Origin of the sequence: Hymenobacter aerophilus DSM 13606, from assembly GCF_000382225.1 — a bacterium.
GTDB lineage: Bacteria > Bacteroidota > Bacteroidia > Cytophagales > Hymenobacteraceae > Hymenobacter > Hymenobacter aerophilus.
The window spans coordinates 26,500-50,184 of sequence record NZ_KB907816.1 but is presented as its reverse complement, the minus strand read 5'-3'; the positions used below and the strand labels follow the sequence as shown (position 1 = coordinate 50,184).

The following is a 23,685-nucleotide window of genomic DNA, read 5'->3' as shown; positions in this document are numbered from 1 at the left end:
GTGAAATGGCGAGTTTTATGTTTGCAGGACCTGTCATCTTGAGCGCAGCGAAGGACCTTATCACATAGGACTTACGCAAAAGGGAGCATAGGCTTGTAGCGCGAAGCTTCCGCTTCGCGTACCGTTGAACATAATCGCCTAAAAACCAGCAATGATACGCGAAGCAGAAGCTTCGCGCTACAGTCGTTCTGCGTAAGTCCTATCACATTAAAACGAGCCGTTGTTGTGACTGCTCAGACGTGATAAGGTCCTTGGCTGCGCTCAGGATGACAATAAAGTCAACTCACTATTTCACCACCTCACCATTTCACCTACTCCGGCACATACTGGAGGGCGCTCAGGTTGTCGTCGGTGAGGATTTCGTTGGCCAGCTCCAGCAGCTCGGGGGCGGTTATGCGGCGGATGCGGTCGAAGATTTCGTTAATGGACTCGACGCGGCCCAGGTCGAGGGTGCTTTTGGCCAGCAGCTGCATCAGGCCGCTGTTACTTTCCTCGGCCATAGCCAACTGGCCCATGAGCTGCTCCTTGGCCGTATGCAGCTGCGAGGTGCCCAGCGTTTGCTCGCGCAGGCGCTTCAGCTCCTTCTGCACCAGCGAAACCGTGCGGTTGACCTGCTTTTTCTCGGTGCCGAAGTAGATGCCAAACAGGCCCGTGTCGGTGTAGGGCGAGTAGGTGGCGTCGATGGTGTACACGAGGCCGTACTTTTCGCGCACGCCCAGGTTGAGGCGCGAGTTCATGCCGGGGCCGCCGAGCAGGTTGCTGAGCAGAAAAAACGGAATCCGCCGCTCGTCGTGCAGGGCGTAGGCCGGCCCGCCGATGAGGCAGTGGGCCTGGGTGATGGGCTTGCGCTCCAGCCGCTCCAGCCGCTGGTAGCCACTGAACGCCAGCCGGGGCCGCGCCCCCAGCCGGGCCGGCAGCGGCGCCAGGTACTTATCGGCCAGGCGCTTCACCTCCTTGAACGGCAGGTTGCTAACCGAGCTGAACACCACCCGGTCGGTGCGCACGTTGTCGGCCAGAAACTGGTGGAAATCGGCCTGCTGGAAGCCCGACACGCTTTCGCGGGTGCCCAGGATGTTGTGACCCAGCGTGTGGCGGGCAAACACCACGTCGTCGAAGTCGTCGAGGATGGCGTCTTCGGGCGCGTCGTGGTACATGGCCATTTCCTCCAGAATCACGCCGCGCTCTTTCTCAATCTCCTTTTCGGGGAACACCGAATTAAAGGTGAGGTCAGTCAGCAGCTCGAAGGCGCGCTCGAAGTGGGTGCTCAGCAGCGAGGCGTAAAAGCAGATTTTCTCCTTCGTAGTATAGGCGTTCAGCTCGCCGCCCACCGTTTCGAGGCGGTTCAGAATATGAAAGCTCTTGCGCTTCTCGGTGCCCTTGAAGGCCATGTGCTCCCAGAAGTGCGCCAGCCCAAGCTGGTGGGGCTTCTCGTCGCGCGAACCAATATCGAGCAGAAACCCGCAGTGGGCAATTTTGGTGTGCGGAACCTGCTTATGCAGCACCCGAATTCCGTTGGGCAACTCGTACAGGTCGTAATCAGTCATTTCGTAGGGTGTTGGGGACTTTGGGGGCTGAGGAACTTGCATTCGTGTAAGCCGCCCACCAGCCCGGCCCGGTATAACCACGCCGGCGCGCGGTAGGTTGCAAAGATACGGGTGGTGAATGCGTGAACGGTCATTCTTCGCTTCGCTCTGAATGACCGTTCTTTTACAACCTGACCACCTCACTTAACACCGCCAGCAGCTGCTCCGTCCGGATGTCGTGGGCGCAGCGGAAGTGGCCCAGCGGACAGGCGGCGTGGCCGTGCAGGCCGCAGGGCCGGCAGGGCAGGGGCTGCTCGATTTCCACGATGCGCGAAAACGGGCTCAGCGGCCCGAACCCGAAGGCCGGCACCGTGGAGCAGTACACCGCGCACACCGGCGCGCCCACGGCCGAGCACAGGTGCATGGGCGCCGAGTCGTTGACGTAGTTGAGCACCGCCCCGCGCATCAGCGCCGCCGAAGCCAGCAGTGACAACCGCCCCGACAGATTCACCAGCCCCGACCGGCCACTCTGCGCCAGTAGCCGCTGGCAGGCTTCGGTATCGGGCGGGCCGCCGAGCAGAAACACGGTGTACTCGGGCGGCAGCGCGGCCAGCAGCCTCACCCACTGCGCCTCCGGAAACTGCTTGGTAAACCACACCGACGTGGGCGCAATGCAGATATACGGCCCGCCGCCGGCCGCTGCCACCACGTCGGCCGCGGCCTGCTCGTCGGCCACGGAAGGGTAGAGGCGGGGCGGCACCACCGGGCCCGTGTAGGCGGGGGCCAACAGGCGCAGGTTGCGCGTTACCTCGTGCACGCCGTCCTCAATAATGTGTGGCGCGGTGCGCGTGAAGAAGCGGGCGAATGGGTTTTTATCGAAGCCCACGCGCTCGGGGGCGCCCGAAAAGGCCGTCAGCAGGCCGGTGCTGGCGAAGCGCTGCAGCGTAACGACGCGGCCGTAACCCGTGCGCCGAATCTGCTTCAGCAGCCCCAGCAGCCCGCGGTACTTGTCGTGCTTTTTGTCCCAGACTAATACCTGCCGCACGTGCGGGTGGCCCCTCAGCAGCCCTTCATTCCCCTTGCGCACCAGAAAATCTACCGGCGTAGCGGGCTCGGTGCGGTGCAGGTACTCCAGCAGGGCCGTGGCCAGAATCACGTCGCCGATAAAGGCGGTCTGGATGAGCAGGACGGCGGGCGGAGCGGCAGCGGGCATGGCAGGGCGGGTGAGGCCACAAAGATACGGCGGCGGCGAAGGCAGAGTCGGTTCTTTTTCGCCCCGAACCGTAATCTACTTAACTTGGCCCGGCCGTTTCGGCGGCAGCCATCCATTCTACCTCATCCCTGCTACCATGCGCTACGGCCCTATTTTGCCCGATTTGTTCATCGAAAACCGCCGCCGCTTCCGCAAGCTGCTGCCGCCCAACTCGCTGGCCATCTTCCAGGCCAACGACATCATGCCCACCAACGCCGACGGCACCATGCCATTCCGCCAGAACAACGACCTGTTCTACCTGAGCGGCGTCGACCAGGAGGAAAGCATCCTCGTTATCTGCCCCGATGCTACGCTGCCCCAGCATCGCGAAATCCTGTTCCTGAAGGAAACCAGCCCCGAAATCCTCATCTGGGAAGGCTACAAACTCACCAAGGAGCAGGCCCGCGAGCAAACCGGCGTGCGCACCATCATGTGGCTCGATTCGTTCGAGTCGGTGCTGCCGGCCCTGATGAACGAGGCCGACAACGTGTATCTGCCCGGCAACGAGCACATCCGGGCGGTGGTGGCGGTGGAAACCCGCAACGCCCGCTTCATCAAGCAGCTGCAGGCAGCTTACCCGCTGCACCAGTACCGCCGCGCCTCCCGGCTCGTCGACCAGCTGCGGGCCATCAAGAGCCCCGAGGAAATCCGGCTCATGCAAAAGGCCGCCGACATTACGGAGGCCGCTTTCCGCCGCCTGCTGGGCTTTGTGAAGCCCGGCGTGATGGAGTATGAGGTGGAAGCCGAAATCTTCCACGAGTTTCTGCGCAGCGGCTCGCGCGGGCCGGCCTACGGCTCCATTATCGCCTCGGGGCCCAGCGCCTGTATCCTGCACTACGTCAGCAACGACCGCGAGTGCCAGGCCGGCGACGTGATGCTGCTCGATTTCGGGGCCGAGTACGCCAACTACGCGGCCGATATGTCGCGTTCCATTCCCATCAGCGGTACGTTTACCAAGCGCCAGCGCGAGGTGTACGAGGCCGTGCTGCACGTGATGAAATTTGCCACGGCCCGGCTCGTGGCCGGCGGCAACATCGAGGAGTACCACGCCGCCGTGGGCACCGAAATGGAGCAGCAGCTCATTAAGCTGGACTTGCTGAATGCTTCCGATGTGAAAAACCAGGACCCCGCCGCGCCGCTCTACAAGCAGTATTTCATGCACGGCACCAGCCACTACCTGGGCCTCGATGTGCACGATGTGGGCCACAAGTACCGCACCTTCGAGCCGGGTATGGTGTACACCTGCGAGCCGGGCATCTACATTCCGGCCGAGGGCCTGGGCATCCGCCTCGAAAACGACATCCTCATCACCAAAACCGGCAACGACGACCTGATGAAGAACATCCCGCTCGAAGCCGACGACATCGAGCGGCTGATGCGCCGCTAGGCCCCGCGCCGCCACCGCGTTAGTCAATAGGGCTGGCCGTCGTTTCCGACTCCGGAAATGGCGGCCAGCCCTACTTTTTGGACCGGAATTCGGCTCGTTTAAAAATATTTTTCGCCCGCTTTTTCGCTGCCGGGCCGCCACTGCTGGCACCAATGTTTGGGTTTGCCTGCGCGAACCCGGAATCGGCCTGATTCGCCTGATTCGGTGGGCGGTAGCGGCGCTGGAAGTGGTACTGGCGGCAAAATTAAAGACATATTAGAGCAACCTAATTTTGTTTCGGCCGGTATAGGCAGGAGAACAGGGCACACAGCCGCCGGTGCGGTTCAACGGCCGGAAAAGATACCTTTGCCTTTTCAAACCTCTTTCTTTATGAAAAAAATCCTAACCTCCATCGCGGCCTGTGGCTTGGCGATGTTGTCGTTGGCCCCCGATGCGCAAGCGCAGACATCGGACCGTAAGACCAACATCAGCGTGTACTACAACTGGCTGCAGTACCACGGCGACCTGGGCTCGGAGTGGTTTAAGCACGACAAGGTAGAGTACGGCGCCGGCGTAACGGTGAGCCGCTACATCGCGCCCGGCCTCGACATTGGCCTGGACCTGAGCTACGGCGACATGAAGTTCTCGGCCCCTTACCCGAAGAACACCTACTACCCCATCCGGCGCTTCGATGCCAACGTGGTAAACGTGGGCGTTCCGATTAAGCTGAAGCTCAACAACGGCTGGGCCCTGAAGGAAGATGCGTTCATCGCGCCTTACCTGGTGGTGCAGCCCGGCGTATTCTTCGCCAGCCCCGACCTGTATGATATCAACGATAAGGTGGTAAAGAACTCGGACGTGTATGCGTTCGATATCGAAGCCGCCGCTGGTATCAAGTTCAACTTCTCCGAGACGGTGGGCCTGTTCATCCAGACCGGCCAGCACTACCCGCTCACCGACCAGGTGGACGGTATTACCAACGTGGGTAAGAAGAACGACCGGTACCTGCAGCACAAGCTGGGCCTGAGCTTCAACCTCGGCAAAGCCAAGGATACCGACGGTGATGGTGTTTCGGACCGCAAAGACAAGTGCCCCGACACGCCGGCTGGCGTAGCCGTGGATGAAAACGGTTGCCCACTCGACGGCGACAAGGACGGCGTTCCGGATTACCAGGACCAGTGCCCGACCGAAGCCGGTACCGCAGCCATGATGGGCTGCCCCGACCGTGACAACGACGGCGTGGCCGACAAAGACGACGAGTGCCCCGACCAGGCTGGCCTGCCCGCTCTGCGCGGTTGCCCTGATGCCGACGGCGACGGTGTAGCTGACAAGAACGACAAGTGCCCCGATACCCCCGCCGGCACGCAGGTAGATGCTACGGGTTGCCCGCTGGTGCTGGATGCTGACGGCGACGGTGTAGCCGACAACCTCGACAAGTGCCCCGACACCCCGGCCGGTACCCGCGTTGATGCCAACGGTTGCCCCATGGAAGTGAACCCCGCCCTGCGCAAGCTGGAGCAGCCAATTCGCTTCGAGACGAACAGCACCGTGATCAAGCGTACCTCGTACGGTACCCTCGACAAGATGGTACAGGCCCTCAAAGACAACCCCGAGTACAGCCTGCGGGTAATCGGCCACGCCGACTCGCGCGGTACCGATGAGTACAACCAGGGTCTGTCGGAGCGTCGTGCCGGTTCGGTGAAGCGCTACTTCACTGGCAAAGCCCTCGACCCCGCCCGCATCGTGACGGAAGGCAAGGGTGAGTCGGAGCCTGCTGCTCCGAACACGTCGGCCAACAACATGGCCAAGAACCGTCGGGTAGAGTTCAAATTTGAATTCTTCATCCCGAACGCTCCCCAGCCCTAAGGCTGCCGGTGCAAACTAAAAAGGCGGCGTACCCGGTGGGTGCGCCGCTTTTTTGTTGCCCGGGCCCTGGCGCTTGGCCCAGGCGCGGGCCCGGTAGCCCCAACGGCCGGCCGGGTATTGCGTACAGCAACCGGTGGCGCCGGTGGTACCGCCCGCATTTTTCCTATTCCGAATTACCTGAATCAGACGCTTATGAAAATTCGTTTCGCTCCGTTTCTGCTGGCCTTTGCCCTGTTGTGGCTGGCGGGCTGCCGGGCCAGCGGCCCCGAAACTCCGGCCCGCACGGTGGCCCAGTTCTTCAACAAATACGAAAACCGCTCGGGCTTCAAGGCCACCGACTGGAATGCCGGGCTGGCCACCCGGTTTCTGTTGGGCCGCCTGGGCAAGCTCGGCGGCAACTCCGACCTGAGCCAGGCCCTTACGTCCATCCGCAGCGCCAAAATCCTCAGCTTCACGCCCACCAGCAACAGCGCCCAGAAACTGGTGGCCGACGGGCTGGACCGGGAAGTGGCGGGCCTGCTGGCCAGCGAGCGGTACAAACCCCTGCCCGTAGCCGACACCGACCCCGATATTCCGAACCAGCTGCGCTACTCGGTGCGCGAGCAGGGCGACCGGATAACGGAACTGGTGGCAGTGGGCGGCGAGAAAACCACCGGCTCGTTTGTGCTGATGGCCATCAGTGGCAGCTTCACCCGCGCCCAGGTGGCCGAGCTAAGCAAAGTGCTGCCCAACGTAGCCACCGGCGGCTTCTAACGCCCGTTTTCAAGCTAGGAAACGGCTTTCTAAACGAAAAGCGCCGGTCCTTACTTCCCGAACTGAGCCGCTATCTGGTTCGGTTCGGGAAGTAAGGGCCGGCGCTTTTCCGGCTTCTGCGTCTGGCTGTGGTAGCGTCAGCAGCCAGCCGGTATGGGTTGCTAAAAGGCCAGGTCGTTGAGGAAGAATACGTCGCGCACCCGGCCGCTTTCGGGGCGGACACTCTGGTAACCAACGGCCAGAAAGTGGCTGCCGTACCAGGGCAGCAGGTGCTCCTGGTAGGTGCTGAGGGTTTTCTCGCCGCCTTTTTCGCCGCCTTTCTCGCCGCCTTTTTCGCCGTTTTTGCGGGCGGTTTCGGCGGGCGCGGCGGCGGCGGGGTTGGTGCGCAGGCGAACCTGCCAGTCGTTGGGCGAGGGCGTGGTCTGGTCGACTATTTTATAGAAGAACTTGTCGTCCTTGAGGTAGGCCAGCACCAGCCGGCCGTCGGCCATGGGCCGCAGCGCCACCACTTCCTCCAGCTGGTAGCGGTTGATGTCTTCGAGCAGGAAGGAGTTGTCCCAGAGTAGGTTGCCCTGCCGGTCGAGGCCCATCACGATGGCATGGCTGAAGTGGTAGCCGTTGGGCGGGCGGCGGCTGTTGTTGCTATAAAAGCTGTTGTAGCGCGAGGGGTAGCCGAAGCCCGTAGGCAGGCCGTAGGGCAGGCTACCAAAGTTGCCGGGCAGGCCGTAGCTGCCGCTGCCGCCGGTGTAGCGGGCGTAGTACACCTCGGCCACCAGCGTAAAGCCGTTGGCCGTGGGCACCATATCGTGCATGAGCAGCTGGTAGCGGTGGCGCGGCTGGCGGGCCACGTCGCGCAGGCGGGCCTGGCGCTGGCGCAGCCGCTCGACCCGCGCCGGCTTCATAAAATCAAAGAAGTGCTTGAAGCTGAGAAAGTCGTAGAAGCGCAGTGAGCGGCGCTGGCCGGTGGGCGTGGTGCCAGCCGTCAGGTCGGCCGCAAACAGGCCCTGCGAGAAGCGCGAGTCGCGCAGCGTGTAGGTGCCCGCCAGCACTCGGGCCGCACTGTCGCCCGAGCTGAGCTGGGCATCGAGCAGGCCGCGTTCGGAGCCGGCCTGCACGAATTCGGAGCGCAGCAGCTGGCCCTGCTGGTCGAGCTGCTTGAGCTGCAGGCGCGACTTAAAGCCGTTGGTTTCGCTCAGAATCAGCTCGGCCCGCCGGGTGGCCGAGTCGGCTACCAGCGTAAAGCGGGCCGGCAGCGGCTCATATACCGAGGGCAGAAACTGGAACTGGGCCGTTTGCAGATTCAGCAGCAACACCGTCAGGTGCTGGTCAACTTCCACGGTAACAAACAGGTTGCCATCGAGGGCCGTGAGGTTGTGCACCTGGCGGGCGCGCTTGGTTTTGAACTCGCCGGTGGCCAGCTCGCCGGTGCGCGTATCAAAGGCGGCCACCCAAAGCGTACCTTCTACCAGGCCGCTGAACAGCGCGTATACGTCGGTGCCCTCGGCGCAGATGCGCTGGAACTCGTAGCCCCGCGGCACCTCCAGCAGCTGCACCGGGCCAGGCTGCAGCCGGTAATCGAGCTTCTGAAAATAATAGGTAGGCCTGCTCGTCAGGCGGCCGTCCTGCTCGACCAGCACGACCACGCTGCTGTCTTCGGCCAGCGGCTGCACCTGCACGTCGCTGTTGTAAAGCTCCAGCGGCAGTTCGGTGCGGCGCTCCTGCCGGGGCTCCAGAGGTGGGCGGGGGGCGTCGGGTTTCTGCGCCAGCAGGCCCGGCGCGGCAGTCAGCAGGCAAAAAAGCAGGAAAGCGTAGCGCATAGCGGCGGGCACCAGGGGTTCAGGGAGAAGGGCTTACGTAAGATACGCAGAAGCCCGGGCTCCGCCTAACATCGGCGCCCACCCAATGATGCCCTGAGGTGAGATGGTGAGGTGGTGAGATGGTGAGTTGACGTTCACTGTCATCCTGAGCGCAGCGAAGGACCTATACAGAAGCTAACATCAGATAATAGCTTCTATATAGGTCCTTCGCTGCGCTCAGGATGACAGTGAACGTCAACTCACCATCTCACCAGTTCACCATTTCACCAAATCACCACCTCACCTCTCCCAACTCCAGCAGCACGTCGAATTCCTCGGGTTTGAGGGGCATTACCGAGAGGCGCGACTGGCGCAGCAGGGCAATCTGGGTCAGGCGTTCGTCCTGTTTGATGCGGGCCAGCGTAACGGGCGTGGGCAGGGGCTGGCGGGGCGTGAGGCGCACGGCCACCCAGTCGGTGCCGGCGGGGGCGGTGGCGTCGGGGGCGGCGGGGGCGGCTACTTCGGCTATGCCTACTACCTGCTTGTCGCTCACGCTGTGGTAGAACAGCACCAGGTCGGCGGGCTGCATCTGGCGCAGGAAGTTGCGGGCCTGGAAGTTGCGCACGCCAGTCCAGTCGGTGCCACCTTCGCGCACGAACTCGTCCCAGGAATACGCCGCGGGTTCCGATTTAACAAGCCAGTAGTTCATGAAAATGCCGGTGGGTTTGGGGGCAAACATAACGCAAAACGGCCCGGCCACCCCCAGGGAGCTGCCGGGCCGCAAAGCCGCGCCGGGCTACCGGGCCGGCTAGGGCAGGTAGCGGGCCGTAAGGCGGTCGGCCGTTACTGACTCCACTTCCAGCCGCATATCTGGCTGCGAATCGTCGGTCAGGTGCAGCCGGAACACGCGCTTGGCGGGGTCTTCGCGCTGCCAGGTGAGCGGGTGCGTGGTGGGGCCGGTGCCGATGCCGGGCGCCACGTACACGCCCTTGCCGTCGGCGTCGAGCCGGAACCCGTCGCCGCCCTCAATGGGCATGTTGTAGCGCTCGGGCTGGGTGGCCCAGGTGTACTGCTCGGGGCGGTAGGTGGGCGTTTCGGTGGGCCGCGACTCGTAGGAATTCAGCCACAGCTGCCCGAACAACGCCGTATCAGCGCTTTGCGAATCCAGTTGCTTTTCCACCGGAGCTTCCGGCTGATTGGATGCGCAGGCGCCCAGGGCCAGCGCCGTAGCGGTTAATAAAGTCAGCAGGGAAGCACGCATGTTGTTATTAATTAAATGGTGGAAGATAATGGTTTGACCAACCGCTGGCCCGATACAACCAACTCAGGGTTAAGAACTGGCTTAAAACTTGACCTCCAACGGGGCATCAAAGCGGCCTTCGGTTATTTTAACCTGGCTGCTGCCCGTACCGGCCGTAAACTCGAAGGTGCCGCTGACTACGCGGGCCGTCCTATCAAAGCGCGTGATGAGCACATGACCGGTTGAACCGGGGCCGCGGCCGGTGTAGTAGCTGCTGTAAGGAACAGTGCCCGGGTAGTTGTCGGGGGCCGTATAAAGCCCGTAGGCCGGCCAATCGGAGGGAATGCTGGTGGGCACGACTTGCCCCAGCTCAAAGCGCCCGGGGCCCGTGATGTTGGGCACATACAGTATCAGTGTGGTACCGGGGTTGGAATAGCCTTCGTCGACGGGGCTACGATACAGGAAAACGCTCAGTGCGTAGCCGGGCTGGCCGTCGTAGGCGCGGATAATGGAGGCGCTTACTTGTCTGGGGGCGAATAGGTGCTGTTGCAGCGCCACCCACAGCACACCGTCGAGCCGGAAGCCACCGGTCTCCAGGCCCTTGTCCGTGGCGGGGGGCAGTTTTTCGCGAGGCGTGGCGTTGTCCGGCTTACAACTGGAAAAGGTGGGAGCGACCAGGACCAATGACAGGCCGAGCAGAAGAGAAGGGATGCGCATAAGCCAAGAGGGTAATAGGGTGTAAACGTAGCAGGAAAGGGACCTGTGCTACCAATACTTGACACTTACGCCAGCCGCGTGGGCCGGGAGTCAGCCGGTCGGTAATGCATACGCAGCCGATCCGAAAAATGCCGCCCGCTTAGTAGTCGCGGCGGGCCTGGAGCTGGTTGGCGGCGGGTTTGGCAATGCGCAGCAGGTAGCCTTTGCGGGCCGGGTTTTGGAAGCTGATGCGGTACTTGAGGCTGCCTTCCTGCTTCCAGCTGCCAGGCCGGGTTTCGGGGTTGAAAGCGGCATCGAGGCCGTACTCCACAAAGCTGCCGTCGGCATCGAGGCGAAACCCGTCGTAGGTCCAGGCCAGGTTGGGGTTGGTGGTCGAGAAAATCGTGTGGCCGTCGTCGCCGGCCTGGGTGGTGTTGTACCAGTTTTTGCCCAGCAGGGTGTCGGGCGTCGGCTCATCCGACTTCTGGCAGCCGGCCGAAAACATCAATAGGGCGGCTGATAAATAAAGGGGTAAACGCATAAAGTGAGCGGAAAGAAAGCGGGCAAAAGCACCCATCAGCAGGAGCCGGCGCCCCGCCAATGCGTTGCAGCCGCCTACAAATCTTTGCGCCGCACCTTCAGCACGTTGTCTTCCAGCGACACCACTTCCAGCGTATAATCGGGTTCCTGCTTATCGTCGAGGCTGATGAGCAGCGTGTGGTCGTTCTGCATTTTCCAGTGGCCCTTGTGGCCCTCGAGGCCATCGGTGGGGGCAATGTCGTACTGCGTAAACAGGCCGTAGGGCTCGAAGGCGAAGCCCGTGCGGCCCCGCGAGGGCGGGAAGGGGTAGGTGTTGGGCCGGTACACGAGCACGTCGGCCTGGTCCTCTTCGTGGGCGTGCAGCCAAGTGCCTTCCAGCTGCTTGAGGTTGGGGGGCAGGCGGGCACCCTGCGGCTTGCAGGTGGCGGCCAGCAACAGTACGCTCAGAGCGGCAAAAACAGTGAACAGACGCATAGCGGAAAGGGAAGGGGTGAGGGGAGTTGGGCCGGTAAAATACAGATTTGGGAACGGATAGCCGCCCACCCGGCCGGGCCGCGGCTACGGATGCACCAGCGCCCAGCCCTGGCCCTGGCGGATAATCAGCTCGCCATTGCCGCTGGGCACGTAGGCCAGAAACGGCCACAGCTCCTGCTGGCTCACGTTCCGCTCGCGCATGGTGTTCAGGCACTGGGCCAGAATCACGCCCTGCTCCAGCAGCGCCCGCAGCTCGGCCTCGTAGGGCTGGTCGCGCCGAAACGCCACGATGCCGCCCGAAAAGGCTACCAGCTCAACCTCCAGCCGGCCCTGCAGGCGCGGGTCGGCCAGGGCGTTGCGGATGTTGCGCAGCGTCATTTTAATATGCCGGGCGTCGTCGGTATTGAGCTGGTAAATGGCCTTGTATTGGGCCTTGTCAGCGGTGGCGCCCTGGAAAGTGCCCTGCCGGAAGGCCTGTTGGTCGGGGCTGAGCGCGGGCGTGGTCTGGGCGCAGGCCGGAAGCGTGGCGCCACTCAGCAGCAGCGCCGTCAGCAATAGTCGGGGAGTCGTCATGGAAAGGAGTACGGCAAAAGCGTGCTGCGGGCTTAGCCGGGCGCCCCGTGCGGGCCGGCCGCTGGCGCCGGGCAGCGGGCGGGCCGGAATCAGCGTATAGCCTCATCACCTCATCACCTCATCACCTCATCACCTCATCACCCAACGCAACCCCATCACCCCATCACCCAACCTCCCCACGCATTACCTTTGCCCGCATGGACAACCGCGCCCTAACCCGAGCCTTCCGCCTGGCGGCCCAGCTGCTGGAGCTGCACGGCGAAAACCAGTTTAAAATCCGGGCCTACGAAGGCACCGCCAACGCCCTGGAGGCCCTCAGCTTCCCGGTGGCCGACGTGGAGCGCACCGGCCTGCCCGACCGCACCGGCCTGAGCAAAACCGCCGCCGCCAAAGTGGCCGAAATGCTCGACACCGGCTCGTTTGAGGAACTCGACCGGCTGCTGGCCGCCACCCCGCCCGGCGTAGTCGAGCTGCTGAAAATAAAAGGCATCGGCCCCAAGAAAATCCGCACGCTGTGGAAAGATTTGGGCATTGAGGATGCTGCCCAGCTGCGCACGGCCGCCGAAAACGACGAGGTGAGCAAGCTCAAGGGCTTCGGCCAGAAAACCCAGCAGGCCCTGCTCGACGCCCTCGATTTCACCGACCAGAGCCGGGGCAAAGTGCTCTATCCGCAGGGCGAGGAGCTGGCCCACGAGCTGTTGGCGCGCCTCGAAGCCGCCCCCGGCACCGCGCAGGCCGCCGTGAGCGGGGAAGTGCGCCGCCGCCTCGAAACCATCGAAACCGTGCAGCTGGTGGTGGCCACCACCGACCCCGCGGCCGCCCGCCAGACCCTCAACGAGCTGGAGGGCCTCACCGCCGACCCGCGCCGCAGCGGCCCGTTTGCCTGGCGCGGCGCGGCCACGGCTTCGGGCGTGCAGGTGGAGGTGCGCCTGGTTTCGCCCGCCGATTTCACCAACCAGCTGCTGCTGACCTCGGCCACCGACGCCCACTTGAGCGGCGCCCTCACCGACGAGCCCCAACCCGCCGGCCAGCCCGCCAGCCTGCGCCAGTGGCTCAAGCGCGAGCAATTCGCCACCGAGGCCGACCTGTATAAGCGCGCCGGCCTGCAATACATCGAGCCCGAGCTGCGCGAGGGCCTCTGGGAGCTGCCGCTGGCCCGCCAGCACAAGCTGCCCCAGCTGCTGGAGCCCGGCGATTTGCGCGGTTCGCTGCACAACCACAGCACCTACTCCGACGGCACCCACAGCCTGCGCGAAATGGCCACTTTCCTGCGCGACGAGGGCTACGAGTACCTCGGCATCTGCGACCACTCGCAGGCCGCCCACTACGCCAACGGCCTCTCGGTGGAGCGCGTGCGCCAGCAGCACCAGGAAATCGACCAGCTGAATGAGGAGCTGGCGCCGTTCCGCATTTTCAAGGGCATCGAGTCGGATATTTTGTCGGATGGCGGGCTGGACTACCCGCCGGCGGTGCTCGAAACCTTCGATTTTATCGTGGCCTCGGTGCACTCCAACCTGAAAATGGACGAGCGCAAAGCCACCACGCGGGTGCTGCGGGCCATCGAGAACCCGTATACCACCATGCTGGGCCACCCCACCGGCCGGCTGCTGCTGCGCCGCGAAGGCTACCCGCTCGACCACAAAGCCGTCATCGACGCCTGCGCCCAACACAACGTCATCATCGAAATCAACGCCAACCCCTGGCGCCTCGACCTCGACTGGCGCTGGGTGCACTACGCGCTGGAGCAGGGTGTACAGCTCAGCATCAACCCCGATGCCCACCACACCAACGGCTACGCCGACATGCGCTACGGCGTGCTGATGGGCCGCAAAGGCGGCCTCACCAAGGCGACAACCTTCAACACGAAGTCAGTAGAAGAAGCGGCCGAGTATTTTGCGAAACGCAAAGCCAACATCAAGCCCCCGCTCGAATTCCAGGATTCGTTGTTTGGGTAATGCAGGTTTTGGCTGAATATAAATAGGGCTTACGCAGAACGAATGTAGCGCGAAGCTTCTGCTTCGCGTATCGCTGCTGACTGTTAGGTGATTATGTTCAAAGGTACGCGAAGCGGAAGCTTCGCGCTACAAGCCTACGGCCCCCTTTGCGTAAGTACTTATAAAGAACGGTGTCATGCTGAGCGGAGCGCAGCGGAGTCGAAGCATCTCTACCGCATTGGTAACTCTAATGGCAGGATTAGCATAACAGTAGAATGCTTCGGCTACGCTCAGCATGACACTTTTTCTCTGCTCTCAACGCACATGAAAATACTGATTCTGCGGTTTTCCTCCATCGGCGACATTGTGCTGACGACGCCCGTTATCCGGGCCGTGAAGCAGCAGGTGGCGGGGGCCGTGGTGCACTTTGCCACCAAGCCGGCCTTTCGCGGCATCGTGGAAAACAACCCCTACGTGGACCGGGTGCACTGCCTGACGGGCAGCCTGGGCGAACTGGTGGCTGAGCTGCGGGCCGAGCAGTTCGACTTCATCATCGACCTGCACCACAACCTGCGCACGGCCATCATCAAGGCCCGCCTGGGGGTGAAATCGAGCAGCTTCGACAAGCTCAACGCCCGCAAATGGCTGCTGGTGAACTGGAAGATTGACACGCTGCCCCGCGTGCACATCGTGGACCGCTATTTGGCCGCCGCCGCGCCGCTGGGCGTGCGCAACGACAACCGCGGGCTCGATTACTTTATCCCCGAGGAAGACGAAGTGGACGTGGCTGAAGTGCTGCCGCCCGCGTTCCGGCAGGGCTACGTGGCCTTCGCCATCGGGGCCCAGCACGCCACCAAGCGCCTGCCCACCGAGCGCATCATCGAGCTGTGCGGGCTGCTGCGGCGGCCGGTGGTGCTGCTCGGCGGCCCCACCGACGAAAGCACCGGCCACATCATCGAGCTGGCCTTTGATGCGGGTGCCGCCGCCTCGCCGCCCGCCGAGCCCCGGATTCCGGAAAGCCCGTACTATTTCCCGCGGCAACCAGCTTCTCCGGCCCCAAGAACCCTTATTTATAACGCCTGCGGGAAGTTCAACCTCAACCAATCGGCCTCGCTGGTGCGGCAGGCGCAGCTGGTGGTGAGCCACGATACGGGGCTGATGCACGTGGCGGCGGCGTTTGAGAAGGAGATTTTCAGCGTGTGGGGCAACACCGTGCCCGAGTTCGGCATGTACCCCTACCGCACCGAGTTCCGGCTGCTGCAGGTAGAAGGCCTCGCCTGCCGGCCGTGCTCGAAAATCGGGTTTGCCAAGTGCCCCCAGGGCCATTTCAAGTGCATGCGCGACATCGTGTTCAACCTCGACCTGCCCCCGGCCCGCGACGGGCGGTAGGGCCGGGCGCAACGGCGCAGAGGCAGGGAGTGCCGACGGTGATGGTACAATGCAAAGATTGAACTTATGCCGGGTGTCTGCTCAGATCAGGGAAGGGCGCGGTAAAGCTTTATGCAGCGGCTTCTAACTGATTTATAATCGATTGAAAATTTTTTAGCGGAAGAGTATTTTTGCTGAACAATTACTATTTTTCGGCGAAATTCAATTCAGTCGGATGCCCGTTTTGCAGGTGGGGCGCCGATTGGTCGGGTGGCGTACTTTCCCTCTTTTTCTATCCTTCTTTTTTCATTTGATGAAAACCTCTACCCTTAGCGTGTGGGCTGTGTCCCTGCTATGCCTTTTCCTGACGGCCTGCGGGCCTTCTATCTATCTGGCTAATGATTTCCGCGCCTACGCGCCCCAGCATAAAACCGTCGCCATCCTGCCCGCCGCGGTAACGATGGAGATGCGCCCCAACCAAGCCCGCAGCACTTCGGCTGAGCAGCGGCTGTCGATGGAGGAGAAAAGCGGTGCTGACTTCCAGGAGCAGATTTTTGCCTGGCTGCTGCGCCGCAGCCAGCAGCGCGGCTACACCGTGCAGTTCCAGAACGTGATGGAAACCAACGCCCGGCTGCGCGAAAGTGGCATTCCGGTTGCCGAACTGCGCAGCCACACGCCGCAGGAGCTGGCCCATTTGCTGGGCGTAGATGCCGTGCTGGTAACCAGCGTGCGCACCACCAAGCCCATGAGCGACGGGGCGGCCGTGGCCGTGGGGCTGCTAGTAGGCGCCTGGGGCGCCACCAACCAGGCCAACATCAGCGTCAATATTCACGAAGCCGGAGAGGGCAAACTGCTCTGGAAATACGATTATGTAGCCGCCGGCTCGGTGTTCAGCTCGTCGGCCTCGGTGGTGGATGCGCTGATGCGCAATGCCTCCAAGAGATTCCCTTACACCCCCAAATCCTGATCAGGCCGCCAGCCGACCCGCAACCTGCTTTTTACCAGGGGCCGCCCGTGCAACAGCACGGGCGGCCCTTCGCTTTTGCCCACCCCGGCCCTGCCCGCCGCAACGGCTGGCCAACGGCTGCGTATTGCCAGAAGAGCAGCGGCCTTGCGCTACTTCCACCAAAACCTACCCCCTGCCGCCATGACGACCGATACGCCCGCCAACGAGTACGCCGTGCTGGTGAAAGTGGGCCCCGAGGCCCTGACGGCCGATATTCTGGCCGGCCGCCACACCATGCTCGTGGATGAGCCGGTGAGCGTAGGCGGCCTCGACCGCGGCCCCACGCCCTACGATTTGCTGCTGGCGGCGCTGGGGGCCTGCACGGCCATTACGCTGCGCCTCTACGCCAGCCGCAAGCAGTGGCCGCTCGAAGGCATTGAAGTGCACCTGCGCCACGGCCGCGTGCACGCCCAGGACTGCGAGCAGTGCGAAGATTCGGGCCAGATGCTGGAGCAAATCGAGAAGGAGCTGCGCCTGCTGGGCCCCCTCACGTCCGAGCAGCGCCAGCGGCTGGAAGTTGTTTCCGCCAAGTGCCCCGTCCAGAAAACCCTGCAGGCCAGCCTGCGCATCGTCACGACGGTGAGTGAGTGAGGAGGTAGAGTGAGTAGACCTGTCATTCTGAGCGGAGCGAAGAATCTCGCGTGCCAAAGTAACTCCTGACGATAGGTTTACTATTGCACGCGAGATTCTTCGCTCCGCTCAGAATGACAGTGGCTTTTCACCACATAACTTCCCTGATTATCCGCCAATCATCGCAAACCCGCAGTACGAGTGCAGCACTTCGGGCAGGCGGATGCCTTCGGGGGTCTGGTTGTTTTCGAGCAGGGCGGCCACGATGCGGGGCAGCGCCAGCGCCGAGCCGTTGAGCGTGTGCAGCAGCTGGGTTTTGCCGCCGTCTTCGGGGCGGTAGCGCAGCTTGAGGCGGTTGGCCTGGTAGGTTTCGAAGTTGGAAGCCGAGCTGACTTCCAGCCAGCGCTGCTGGGCGGCGCTCCACACTTCCAGATCGAAGGTGAGGGCCGAGGTGAAGCCCATGTCGCCGCCGCACAGGCGTAGCACGCGGTAGGGCAGTTCCAGTTTCTGCAGCAGCCCTTCAATGTGGGCCACCATGCCGTCGAGGGCCGCGTAGCTATTTTCGGGCTGGGTGATATGCACGATTTCCACTTTGTCGAACTGGTGCAGGCGGTTGAGGCCGCGTACGTGCGCGCCCCACGAGCCGGCCTCGCGGCGGAAGCAGGGCGTGTAGCCGCTGTTGCGGATGGGCAGCCGGTCGGTGGCAATAATATCGTCGCGGTAGAGGTTGGTGATGGGCACCTCGGCCGTCGGAATCAGGTACAGGTCGTCGGCGGTAGCGTGGTACATCTGGCCCTCCTTGTCGGGCAGCTGGCCCGTGCCGTAGCCGCTGGCCTCGTTTATCAGAATAGGGGGCTGCACTTCGATGTAGCCGGCGGCGCGGGCTTCATCCAGAAAAAAGTTGATGAGGGCGCGTTGCAGCCGGGCACCTTTATCCTTGTACACCGGGAAACCGGCGCCGGTAATCTTGTTGCCCAGCGCGAAATCGATGATGTCGTACTGCTCAATCAGGTCCCAGTGGGGCTTGGCGTCGGCGGCCAGTTCGGGCTTCTGGCCCCACTCGCGCACCACCTCGTTGTCGTCGGCGCCGCGGCCTTCGGGCACGCTGGCGTGGGGCAGGTTGGGCAGCTTGTATAGCAGCTGCTGGAGCTGCTTTTCGGTGTCGGCCAGCTCCTCGGAGTGGGCTTTGGTTTGCTGCTTGAGCTCGGCGGTGCGGGCCTTGAGGGTTTCGGCCTCGGCTTTCTGGCCGCTTTTCATCAGGCCGCCAATCTGGCGGGCCAGCTCGTTGGCTTCGGCCTGGGCCTGGTCGTGGCCGGTTTGCAGCTCGCGGCGGCGCTGGTCGAGGTCGAGCACGGCCTGCACGTCGGCTTCGGCGGTGGGGTAGTGGCGCTTGGCCAAGGCCGCCAGCACGGCGGCGGTGTTTTCTTTCAGAACGGCAACTTGCAGCATATCGGCGGGGCGCAGAAATATCAGATTCGGAAGTCCAAAAGTAGCCGTTTGATTTCGGCGGCCAAGCGCCGGCCGTTTCGCGCCCCGGCTTCGGTCCGCCAAATCAGCCCCTCGACCCGGGAACCTGCCGGGCGGCCGCGCGGGTTTAGCAGGCAGGTGTGGCAGCCGGATGCATCCTTTCGCGGCGCGCCGCCGTATGGGGCAACAGCGGATTCCGGCCGAAACGCCTTCTTTTCCACCGCCTTATTCGCTCTGCCGGTTGGCCGCCCGGCCGCCGGTACCCGCCTGAGGGCCCGGGCCGAAAGGCCGATTTGGCAGTTCCCGCTTATTCCCTTAACATTGCACGTACAAGTCGGCCCTGGCCGGCGGGCCCGTTAGCTTTTTTATTCTGTACGCCCCGCCCGTTGTTGCCCCGCGCCAGCCGGCTTCACTTACCCTATTTCCTGCTTTTCCCTGCGTCAGGCCCCGCTCAGCGGTTGCCGCTGGTGCCCGGAATGCCCCTTTCCCCGCCGGTGTGGGGAGTGCGCGGCCCCGAACCCCCTTTTGTTGCCCCTACCTCAGTATATGTACACCATCGACGAGCTGAAGGACCGTTTGTTGTCCGAATTGAAGGAAATTGCCGAAACCATTCAGGTCGGCAACTTCAAGAAGCTAAGCAAGCAGGACCTGATTTACAAGATTTTAGACCACCAGGCGAAGGGCCCCGCGCCCAAGCCTGCGCCGCGGGCTAAAGCCGAAACGGCCCCCGAAGCCACTGAGGCCGCGGCGCCTAAAAAGCCCGCCGCCCGCGCGCCCAAAGCCGCGGCCGAAAAGAAGCCCGCTGCCCGTACGGCCGCTGCCAGCCGCACCAAAGCCACTGCCGCGGCTGCCGCCGAGCAGGCCCCCGCCCAGCCTGAGCCCGCCGCGCCGGCTCCCGCTGAAACGCCGGCCCCGGCCCCCGAAACCGCCGCGCCGGCCCCGTCGCCCACTTTCGACGATGTAACCGTAGCCGCCGCGCCCGCCGAACCGGCCACTGCCTCGACTCCCGAAGCCGCAACCACCGAAACAACCGGCGCCGACCGCCCCGTTAAGCTCTACCAGCGCCCCGAGCGCCGCGCCCGCACCGACCGCGCCGGCCGCCCCATTGCCGCCTCCGACGCCGCGCTGGCCGATGCTGCCCTGACCGACGTGGCGCTTTCCGACGAGATGACCGAAAGCGCCGCCCCGGCCGAAGCAGCGCGCGAAACCGGCGAACCAGCCCGCAACGGCCGCTCCGACCAGCCCCGCAACTTCCGCGACGACCGCGAAGGCCGCGGCGACCGGGACGGTAGCCGCGAAAACCGGGAAGGACGCGAGAACCGGGATGGACGCGACGGCCGCGAAAACCGCAACGACCAGCCCCGCGAAGGCCGCCAGCGCGACGGCAACCGCCCCGATGGCCGCGAGCAGCGCGAACAGCGCCGCGAAGAGCGGTTTGCCGCCCGCGAGCTGGCCCGCCAGCAGCGCCTGGCCGAGCGCCAGAACGGCGGGGGCGACGCCGGCCGCTCGGATTCGGGCCGCCAGGAGCAGCGCCAGGACCGCCAAGACCAGCCGCGCAACGACCAGCGCCAGGACCGCCAGGAGCAGCGCGCCAGCAAGGTGCCGGAAATGGACCTCGTGATTCCCGGCGAAGGCACGCTGGAAATGATGCCCGACGGCGGCTACGGCTTCCTGCGCAGCCCGTTCTACAACTACCTCACCTCGCCCGACGACATTTACGTGGCGCCCCAGCAGGTGAAGCAGTTTGCTCTTAAGGCCGGCGACTCGGTGAAAGCCACCATTCGCCCGCCCCGCGAAGGCGAGAAGTATTTCGCCCTCGTGAGCGTGGAAAGCGTGAACGGCCGCTCGGTGGAAGAAGCCCGCGACCGAATCCCGTTCAACAACCTCACCCCGCTCTTCGCCGACGAGCGCCTGAAGCTGTCCACCAAATCGGCCCAGTACAGCACCCGCATTCTCGACCTGTTCGCCCCCATCGGCAAGGGCCAGCGGGGCCTGATTGTGGCCCAGCCCAAAACCGGCAAAACGGTGCTGCTCCAGGAAATTGCCAACTCGATTTCCGAGAACCACCCCGAGGTGTACCTGATGATTCTGCTCATCGATGAGCGCCCCGAGGAAGTAACCGACATGACCCGCACCGTAAAGGCCGAAGTGCTCAGCTCGACCTTCGACGAAACGGCCGACCGCCACGTAAAAATCGCCACTATCGCGCTGGAAAAGGCCAAACGCCTCGTTGAGTGCGGCCACGACGTGGTGATTCTGCTCGACTCGATTACCCGTCTGGCCCGCGCCTACAACACGGTGCAGCCGGCCTCGGGTAAGATTCTGTCGGGTGGTGTCGATGCCAACGCGTTGCACAAGCCCAAGCGCTTCTTCGGCGCGGCCCGCAACGTCGAGGACGGCGGCTCGCTCACCATCATTGCCACTGCCCTCATCGAAACCGGCTCCAAAATGGACGAGGTTATCTTCGAGGAGTTTAAGGGCACTGGCAACATGGAACTGCAGTTGGACCGCAAGCTGGCCAACAAGCGCATCTTCCCCGCCATCGACGTGCCGGCCTCCGGCACCCGCCGCGAAGACCTGCTCATGAGCAAGGACGAGCTCAACCGCATCTGGGTGCTGCGCAAGTTCATGTCCGACATGACGGCTTCCGAGGCCATGGAATTCCTCAAAGACCGCATGAAAGGCACCAAGGACAACGAAGAGTTCCTGCTGGCCATGAACGGCTAACGTTTGAGATGTTAGCTTTTAGCCATTAGCTGATAGTTTATGTTTCTGTAGCGCAAGCCTGGTTGTAGCGCGAAGCTTCCGCTTCGCGTATCGTAGAACGAAACCGCTTGGCGCGGCCGTCCGCAACGATACGCGAAGCGGAAGCTTCGCGCTACGGCCGTTCTAAAGTCCCCCTAGTTTATGCAACCAACTACTTCTGCCACCCCCGACCTGCCCGAACTCCTCTATATCTACGACGCCTACTGCGGCTGGTGCTACGGCATGAGCCCGGTGATGCAGCGCATCCAGGCCGATTTTGCGGGCCGCCTGACGGTATCCGTGCTCAGCGGCGGCATGCTGGCCGGCGAGCGGGCCGAGCCCATCGGCGCCAACTGGAGCTACATTGCAGGCGCCATTTTGCAGGTAGAGCAGGCTACCGGCGTGCAGTTTGGCGAAGCCTACAAGCAGTTGGGCGCCGCCGGCACGTATTTCCAGGATTCCGAAGCGCCGGCCCGCGCCCTGTACGTGGTGCGCCAGCTCGATGCCCAGGCACGGGTGCTGGATTTTGCCCACGAAGTGCAGCTGGCGCTGTTTGCGCGCGGCGAAGACCTGAACGCCGTAGGCACCTACGAGCCGCTGGTGCAGGCGCTGGGGCTGGATTTCGGCGAGTTTGCGCGGCGGTTTGCGCTACCCGAAACTAGCAATGCGGTGCGGCGCGAGTTCGAGGCCGTGGGCCGCATTGGCGTGCAGGGCTTTCCAACCATTGTTTTGCGGGCCGGCTCGCAGGGCTACGTGCTCAGCCGCGGCTTCCAGCGCTACGAGGTGTTTGCCCGCAACCTGCAGGACGCGCTGGCGCAGGCGGCCAGCGAGCAGGCCGGCAACTGACGGGTTACAGCTTCAGGGCAGATGCACGACCTGCTTGCTCAGCGGCGACCAGGCGATGTGGCGGCGGTCTTCTTTCCCGACTAAATAGTCGAAACGCACGGCGTCGGGGCGCTGGCGCAGGTCGTTCCAGGTGGTACGGTCGGGGCTGGCGGGCGCGGGGCTGGGGTAGGCAGCGGCCAGGGCCGGGCGCCGGAAGTTGCTTTCGGCAAAGAACTCCCGCACGCGGCGGCGCACGTAGGCCTCGCGCTCGGCCTGGGTAGCGGTGGGCGTTTTCATTTCGTACACCAGCGCCGCTTCCAGGTCGGGCGAAGTCAGGATTTCGCGGAAAATAACCTGCCCGGCGGCCGTGGTAATGGTAAACGCCGCCTCGCCGCTGAGCACCGACGGGCCGCGCAGCACCAGCGCAAATACGTCGGGCGCGGCCGGATCCGAGAATACGTGGCGGCTCCGGCTCGTCAGCAGCGTGTCGGACTCCATGGCAACAGCGGCGGCGCGGGCCGTATCGAGCGGTTCCAGCGGAGTTTTTGGCGTATCAGTGGCGGCGGAAGTGGCGGCCGGGTCGGTTGGCTGGTCGGTGGGGCCGGAGCAGGCAACGGCCAGGGGTAGCGAAGCGAGGAGCAGCAGGCGGCGGTGAAGCATAGCAGAGACGGAGAAGTGGGTGGGGTTTTCTACGAAAAGTAAGCGCCACAGTTGAAGCTCCGGATAAGCCCGCTCCACGGCCTTGCCACACTTCTGCCGGCAGGTTTAAAAGAACAGCATCAGCGCAAAGGCCAAGCTCAAACACAGCGAGGAAACCTGGTTCATGCGCATGGTGCGGTCGAAGTCGGCGGCGGCCTCATTCTGCCACACGGCCCAGGCCCAGCGCCCGAACAGCCACACTACGGGGCCGGTAGCTACCAGAAACAGTAGTAGGTGCGTGGGCTCGGCGCGGCGCAGGTAGGCGTAGGCCAGCAGCCCGGCCCCGGCGGCCAGCGCCAGCCCGGCAAACACGAACGTGCCCCGCAGGCCCAGCCGGAGGCTGAGCGTTCGGTCGCCGCGGCGGGCATCCTCGGCGTGCTGGTACACCTGGGTGAGCGGGTAGGAGCCACACAGAAACAGGCTGCTCACCAAGGCCAGCAGCAGATTGTCGGGGGCCAGCAGTTGGCCCGAATTGGCCCCCACGCCCACTTGGGTCATCAGAAACGTGTAGGCCCCCTGGAATACCACCACTACGGCCGTGCTCAGCAGCGGGTACTTTTTGAGCCGGATGCCCTCGTAGCTGTAGGCCTTCGATACGAGCAGGTACACCGCCACCAGCCCCGCGAAAACCGGACTCAGCAGCCAGCCGCCCAGCACCGCCAGCGCATCGAACAGCCACACCAGATGCAGCAGCTCGGGCGACACTTTCGGAGGCGTGCGCAGGCCGCCGATACTGCCCTCGTCGCGGTCGTAGTAGCTGTTGTAGCCGTTGGAAGCGGGGTAGGCCAGCAGGTGCAGCACCACGAACACGCCCACCGCCCGCCACCCGCTGAACGGCTCGCGCAACGCGCTCAGCCCAAACCAGAACACCGGCATCAGGTACACCGAAAACGGTATCCGCAGCAGCGGCAGGGCGTTTTTATAATTAGTAATTGGCAATCAGGAATGGATAATGCGCGTGGGGGAGAAGTGGGTGGGGCAAATGTAGTAGA

Annotated in this window: 21 protein-coding genes; 9 read left to right on the top strand and 12 right to left on the bottom strand. The window is 63.5% G+C overall.

The window, feature by feature from the left end; translation table 11 throughout:
• Nucleotides 1-311: 311 nt before the first annotated feature.
• Nucleotides 312-1,544, bottom strand: coding sequence for a M16 family metallopeptidase (locus H145_RS0112940; protein ID WP_019948583.1), 1,233 nt, complete (start codon nt 1,542-1,544; stop codon nt 312-314).
• A gap of 163 nt (nt 1,545-1,707) precedes the next feature.
• Nucleotides 1,708-2,736 (bottom strand): glycosyltransferase family 9 protein, encoded by a 1,029-nt coding sequence (locus H145_RS0112935; RefSeq protein ID WP_019948582.1) that lies wholly within the window; start codon nt 2,734-2,736, stop codon nt 1,708-1,710.
• 136 nt (nt 2,737-2,872) lie between these two features.
• On the opposite strand from H145_RS0112935, the gene H145_RS0112930 reads away from it, so the two are divergent.
• The 3 genes from H145_RS0112930 (at nt 2,873) to H145_RS0112920 (ending at nt 6,760) form a co-directional block, all read left to right on the top strand.
• Nucleotides 2,873-4,162 carry an aminopeptidase P N-terminal domain-containing protein gene (locus tag H145_RS0112930; protein WP_019948581.1) on the top strand — a complete coding sequence of 430 codons (1,290 nt, stop codon included), beginning with the start codon at nt 2,873-2,875 and terminating at the stop codon, nt 4,160-4,162.
• Nucleotides 4,163-4,531: 369 nt separating this feature from the next.
• A complete protein-coding gene (locus tag H145_RS24985) occupies nt 4,532-6,007 on the top strand; it encodes an OmpA family protein (protein ID WP_019948580.1) in 1,476 nt (491 codons plus the stop codon).
• 192 nt (nt 6,008-6,199) lie between these two features.
• On the top strand, nt 6,200-6,760 hold the full coding sequence (locus tag H145_RS0112920) for a DUF4252 domain-containing protein (protein ID WP_019948579.1): 561 nt from the start codon (nt 6,200-6,202) through the stop codon (nt 6,758-6,760).
• Nucleotides 6,761-6,921: 161 nt separating this feature from the next.
• Here the strand turns inward: H145_RS0112920 and H145_RS0112915 are convergent, their stop codons facing one another.
• The 7 genes from H145_RS0112915 to H145_RS0112885 all read right to left on the bottom strand — a co-directional run bounded on the left by H145_RS0112915 (nt 6,922) and on the right by H145_RS0112885 (nt 12,079).
• Nucleotides 6,922-8,577 (bottom strand): hypothetical protein, encoded by a 1,656-nt coding sequence (locus H145_RS0112915; RefSeq protein WP_019948578.1) that lies wholly within the window; start codon nt 8,575-8,577, stop codon nt 6,922-6,924.
• 271 nt (nt 8,578-8,848) lie between these two features.
• The gene (locus H145_RS0112910; protein WP_026351490.1) at nt 8,849-9,265 is read right to left on the bottom strand and encodes an EVE domain-containing protein; all 417 of its coding nucleotides are present in this window, start codon (nt 9,263-9,265) and stop codon (nt 8,849-8,851) included.
• A 99-nt stretch (nt 9,266-9,364) separates the two neighbouring features.
• Nucleotides 9,365-9,817, bottom strand: a complete 453-nt coding sequence (locus H145_RS0112905; protein WP_019948576.1) for a hypothetical protein — start codon at nt 9,815-9,817, stop codon at nt 9,365-9,367.
• 81 nt (nt 9,818-9,898) lie between these two features.
• Nucleotides 9,899-10,513: a DUF6252 family protein gene (locus H145_RS0112900; protein WP_157541525.1), complete on the bottom strand. Its 615-nt coding sequence runs from the start codon at nt 10,511-10,513 to the stop codon at nt 9,899-9,901.
• 139 nt (nt 10,514-10,652) lie between these two features.
• Nucleotides 10,653-11,033, bottom strand: coding sequence for a hypothetical protein (locus H145_RS0112895; protein ID WP_157541523.1), 381 nt, complete (start codon nt 11,031-11,033; stop codon nt 10,653-10,655).
• A gap of 74 nt (nt 11,034-11,107) precedes the next feature.
• Nucleotides 11,108-11,506 (bottom strand): hypothetical protein, encoded by a 399-nt coding sequence (locus H145_RS0112890; protein WP_019948573.1) that lies wholly within the window; start codon nt 11,504-11,506, stop codon nt 11,108-11,110.
• An 84-nt stretch (nt 11,507-11,590) separates the two neighbouring features.
• Nucleotides 11,591-12,079, bottom strand: a complete 489-nt coding sequence (locus H145_RS0112885) for a DsrE family protein (protein WP_033426226.1) — start codon at nt 12,077-12,079, stop codon at nt 11,591-11,593.
• Nucleotides 12,080-12,276: 197 nt separating this feature from the next.
• Here H145_RS0112885 and H145_RS0112880 point away from each other — a divergent pair, with 197 nt between their 5' ends.
• The 4 genes from H145_RS0112880 to H145_RS0112865 all read left to right on the top strand — a co-directional run bounded on the left by H145_RS0112880 (nt 12,277) and on the right by H145_RS0112865 (nt 16,978).
• The gene (locus tag H145_RS0112880; RefSeq protein ID WP_019948571.1) at nt 12,277-14,034 is read left to right on the top strand and encodes a helix-hairpin-helix domain-containing protein; all 1,758 of its coding nucleotides are present in this window, start codon (nt 12,277-12,279) and stop codon (nt 14,032-14,034) included.
• Nucleotides 14,035-14,337: 303 nt separating this feature from the next.
• Entirely contained in the window at nt 14,338-15,402 is a 1,065-nt protein-coding gene (locus H145_RS0112875; protein ID WP_019948570.1) for a glycosyltransferase family 9 protein, read from the top strand.
• Between the two features lie 292 nt (nt 15,403-15,694).
• Entirely contained in the window at nt 15,695-16,348 is a 654-nt protein-coding gene (locus H145_RS0112870; protein ID WP_019948569.1) for a hypothetical protein, read from the top strand.
• 180 nt (nt 16,349-16,528) lie between these two features.
• Nucleotides 16,529-16,978 (top strand): OsmC family protein, encoded by a 450-nt coding sequence (locus tag H145_RS0112865; protein ID WP_019948568.1) that lies wholly within the window; start codon nt 16,529-16,531, stop codon nt 16,976-16,978.
• A 147-nt stretch (nt 16,979-17,125) separates the two neighbouring features.
• On the opposite strand, the gene serS is transcribed toward H145_RS0112865, so the two are convergent.
• Entirely contained in the window at nt 17,126-18,406 is a 1,281-nt protein-coding gene (serS, locus tag H145_RS0112860; protein ID WP_019948567.1) for a serine--tRNA ligase, read from the bottom strand.
• Between the two features lie 564 nt (nt 18,407-18,970).
• Between serS and rho the strand changes: the two genes are divergently transcribed.
• Together rho and H145_RS21220 are read left to right on the top strand one after the other, a co-directional pair.
• A complete protein-coding gene (gene rho / locus H145_RS0112855) occupies nt 18,971-21,151 on the top strand; it encodes a transcription termination factor Rho (RefSeq protein WP_019948566.1) in 2,181 nt (726 codons plus the stop codon).
• Nucleotides 21,152-21,331: 180 nt separating this feature from the next.
• Entirely contained in the window at nt 21,332-22,015 is a 684-nt protein-coding gene (locus H145_RS21220) for a DsbA family protein (RefSeq protein WP_019948565.1), read from the top strand.
• Between the two features lie 12 nt (nt 22,016-22,027).
• Here the strand turns inward: H145_RS21220 and H145_RS0112845 are convergent, their stop codons facing one another.
• Together H145_RS0112845 and H145_RS0112840 are read right to left on the bottom strand one after the other, a co-directional pair.
• Nucleotides 22,028-22,654, bottom strand: a complete 627-nt coding sequence (locus H145_RS0112845; RefSeq protein ID WP_019948564.1) for a hypothetical protein — start codon at nt 22,652-22,654, stop codon at nt 22,028-22,030.
• 105 nt (nt 22,655-22,759) lie between these two features.
• Nucleotides 22,760-23,632, bottom strand: coding sequence for a UbiA family prenyltransferase (locus H145_RS0112840; RefSeq protein WP_019948563.1), 873 nt, complete (start codon nt 23,630-23,632; stop codon nt 22,760-22,762).
• Between the last annotated feature and the right edge of the window lie 53 nt (nt 23,633-23,685).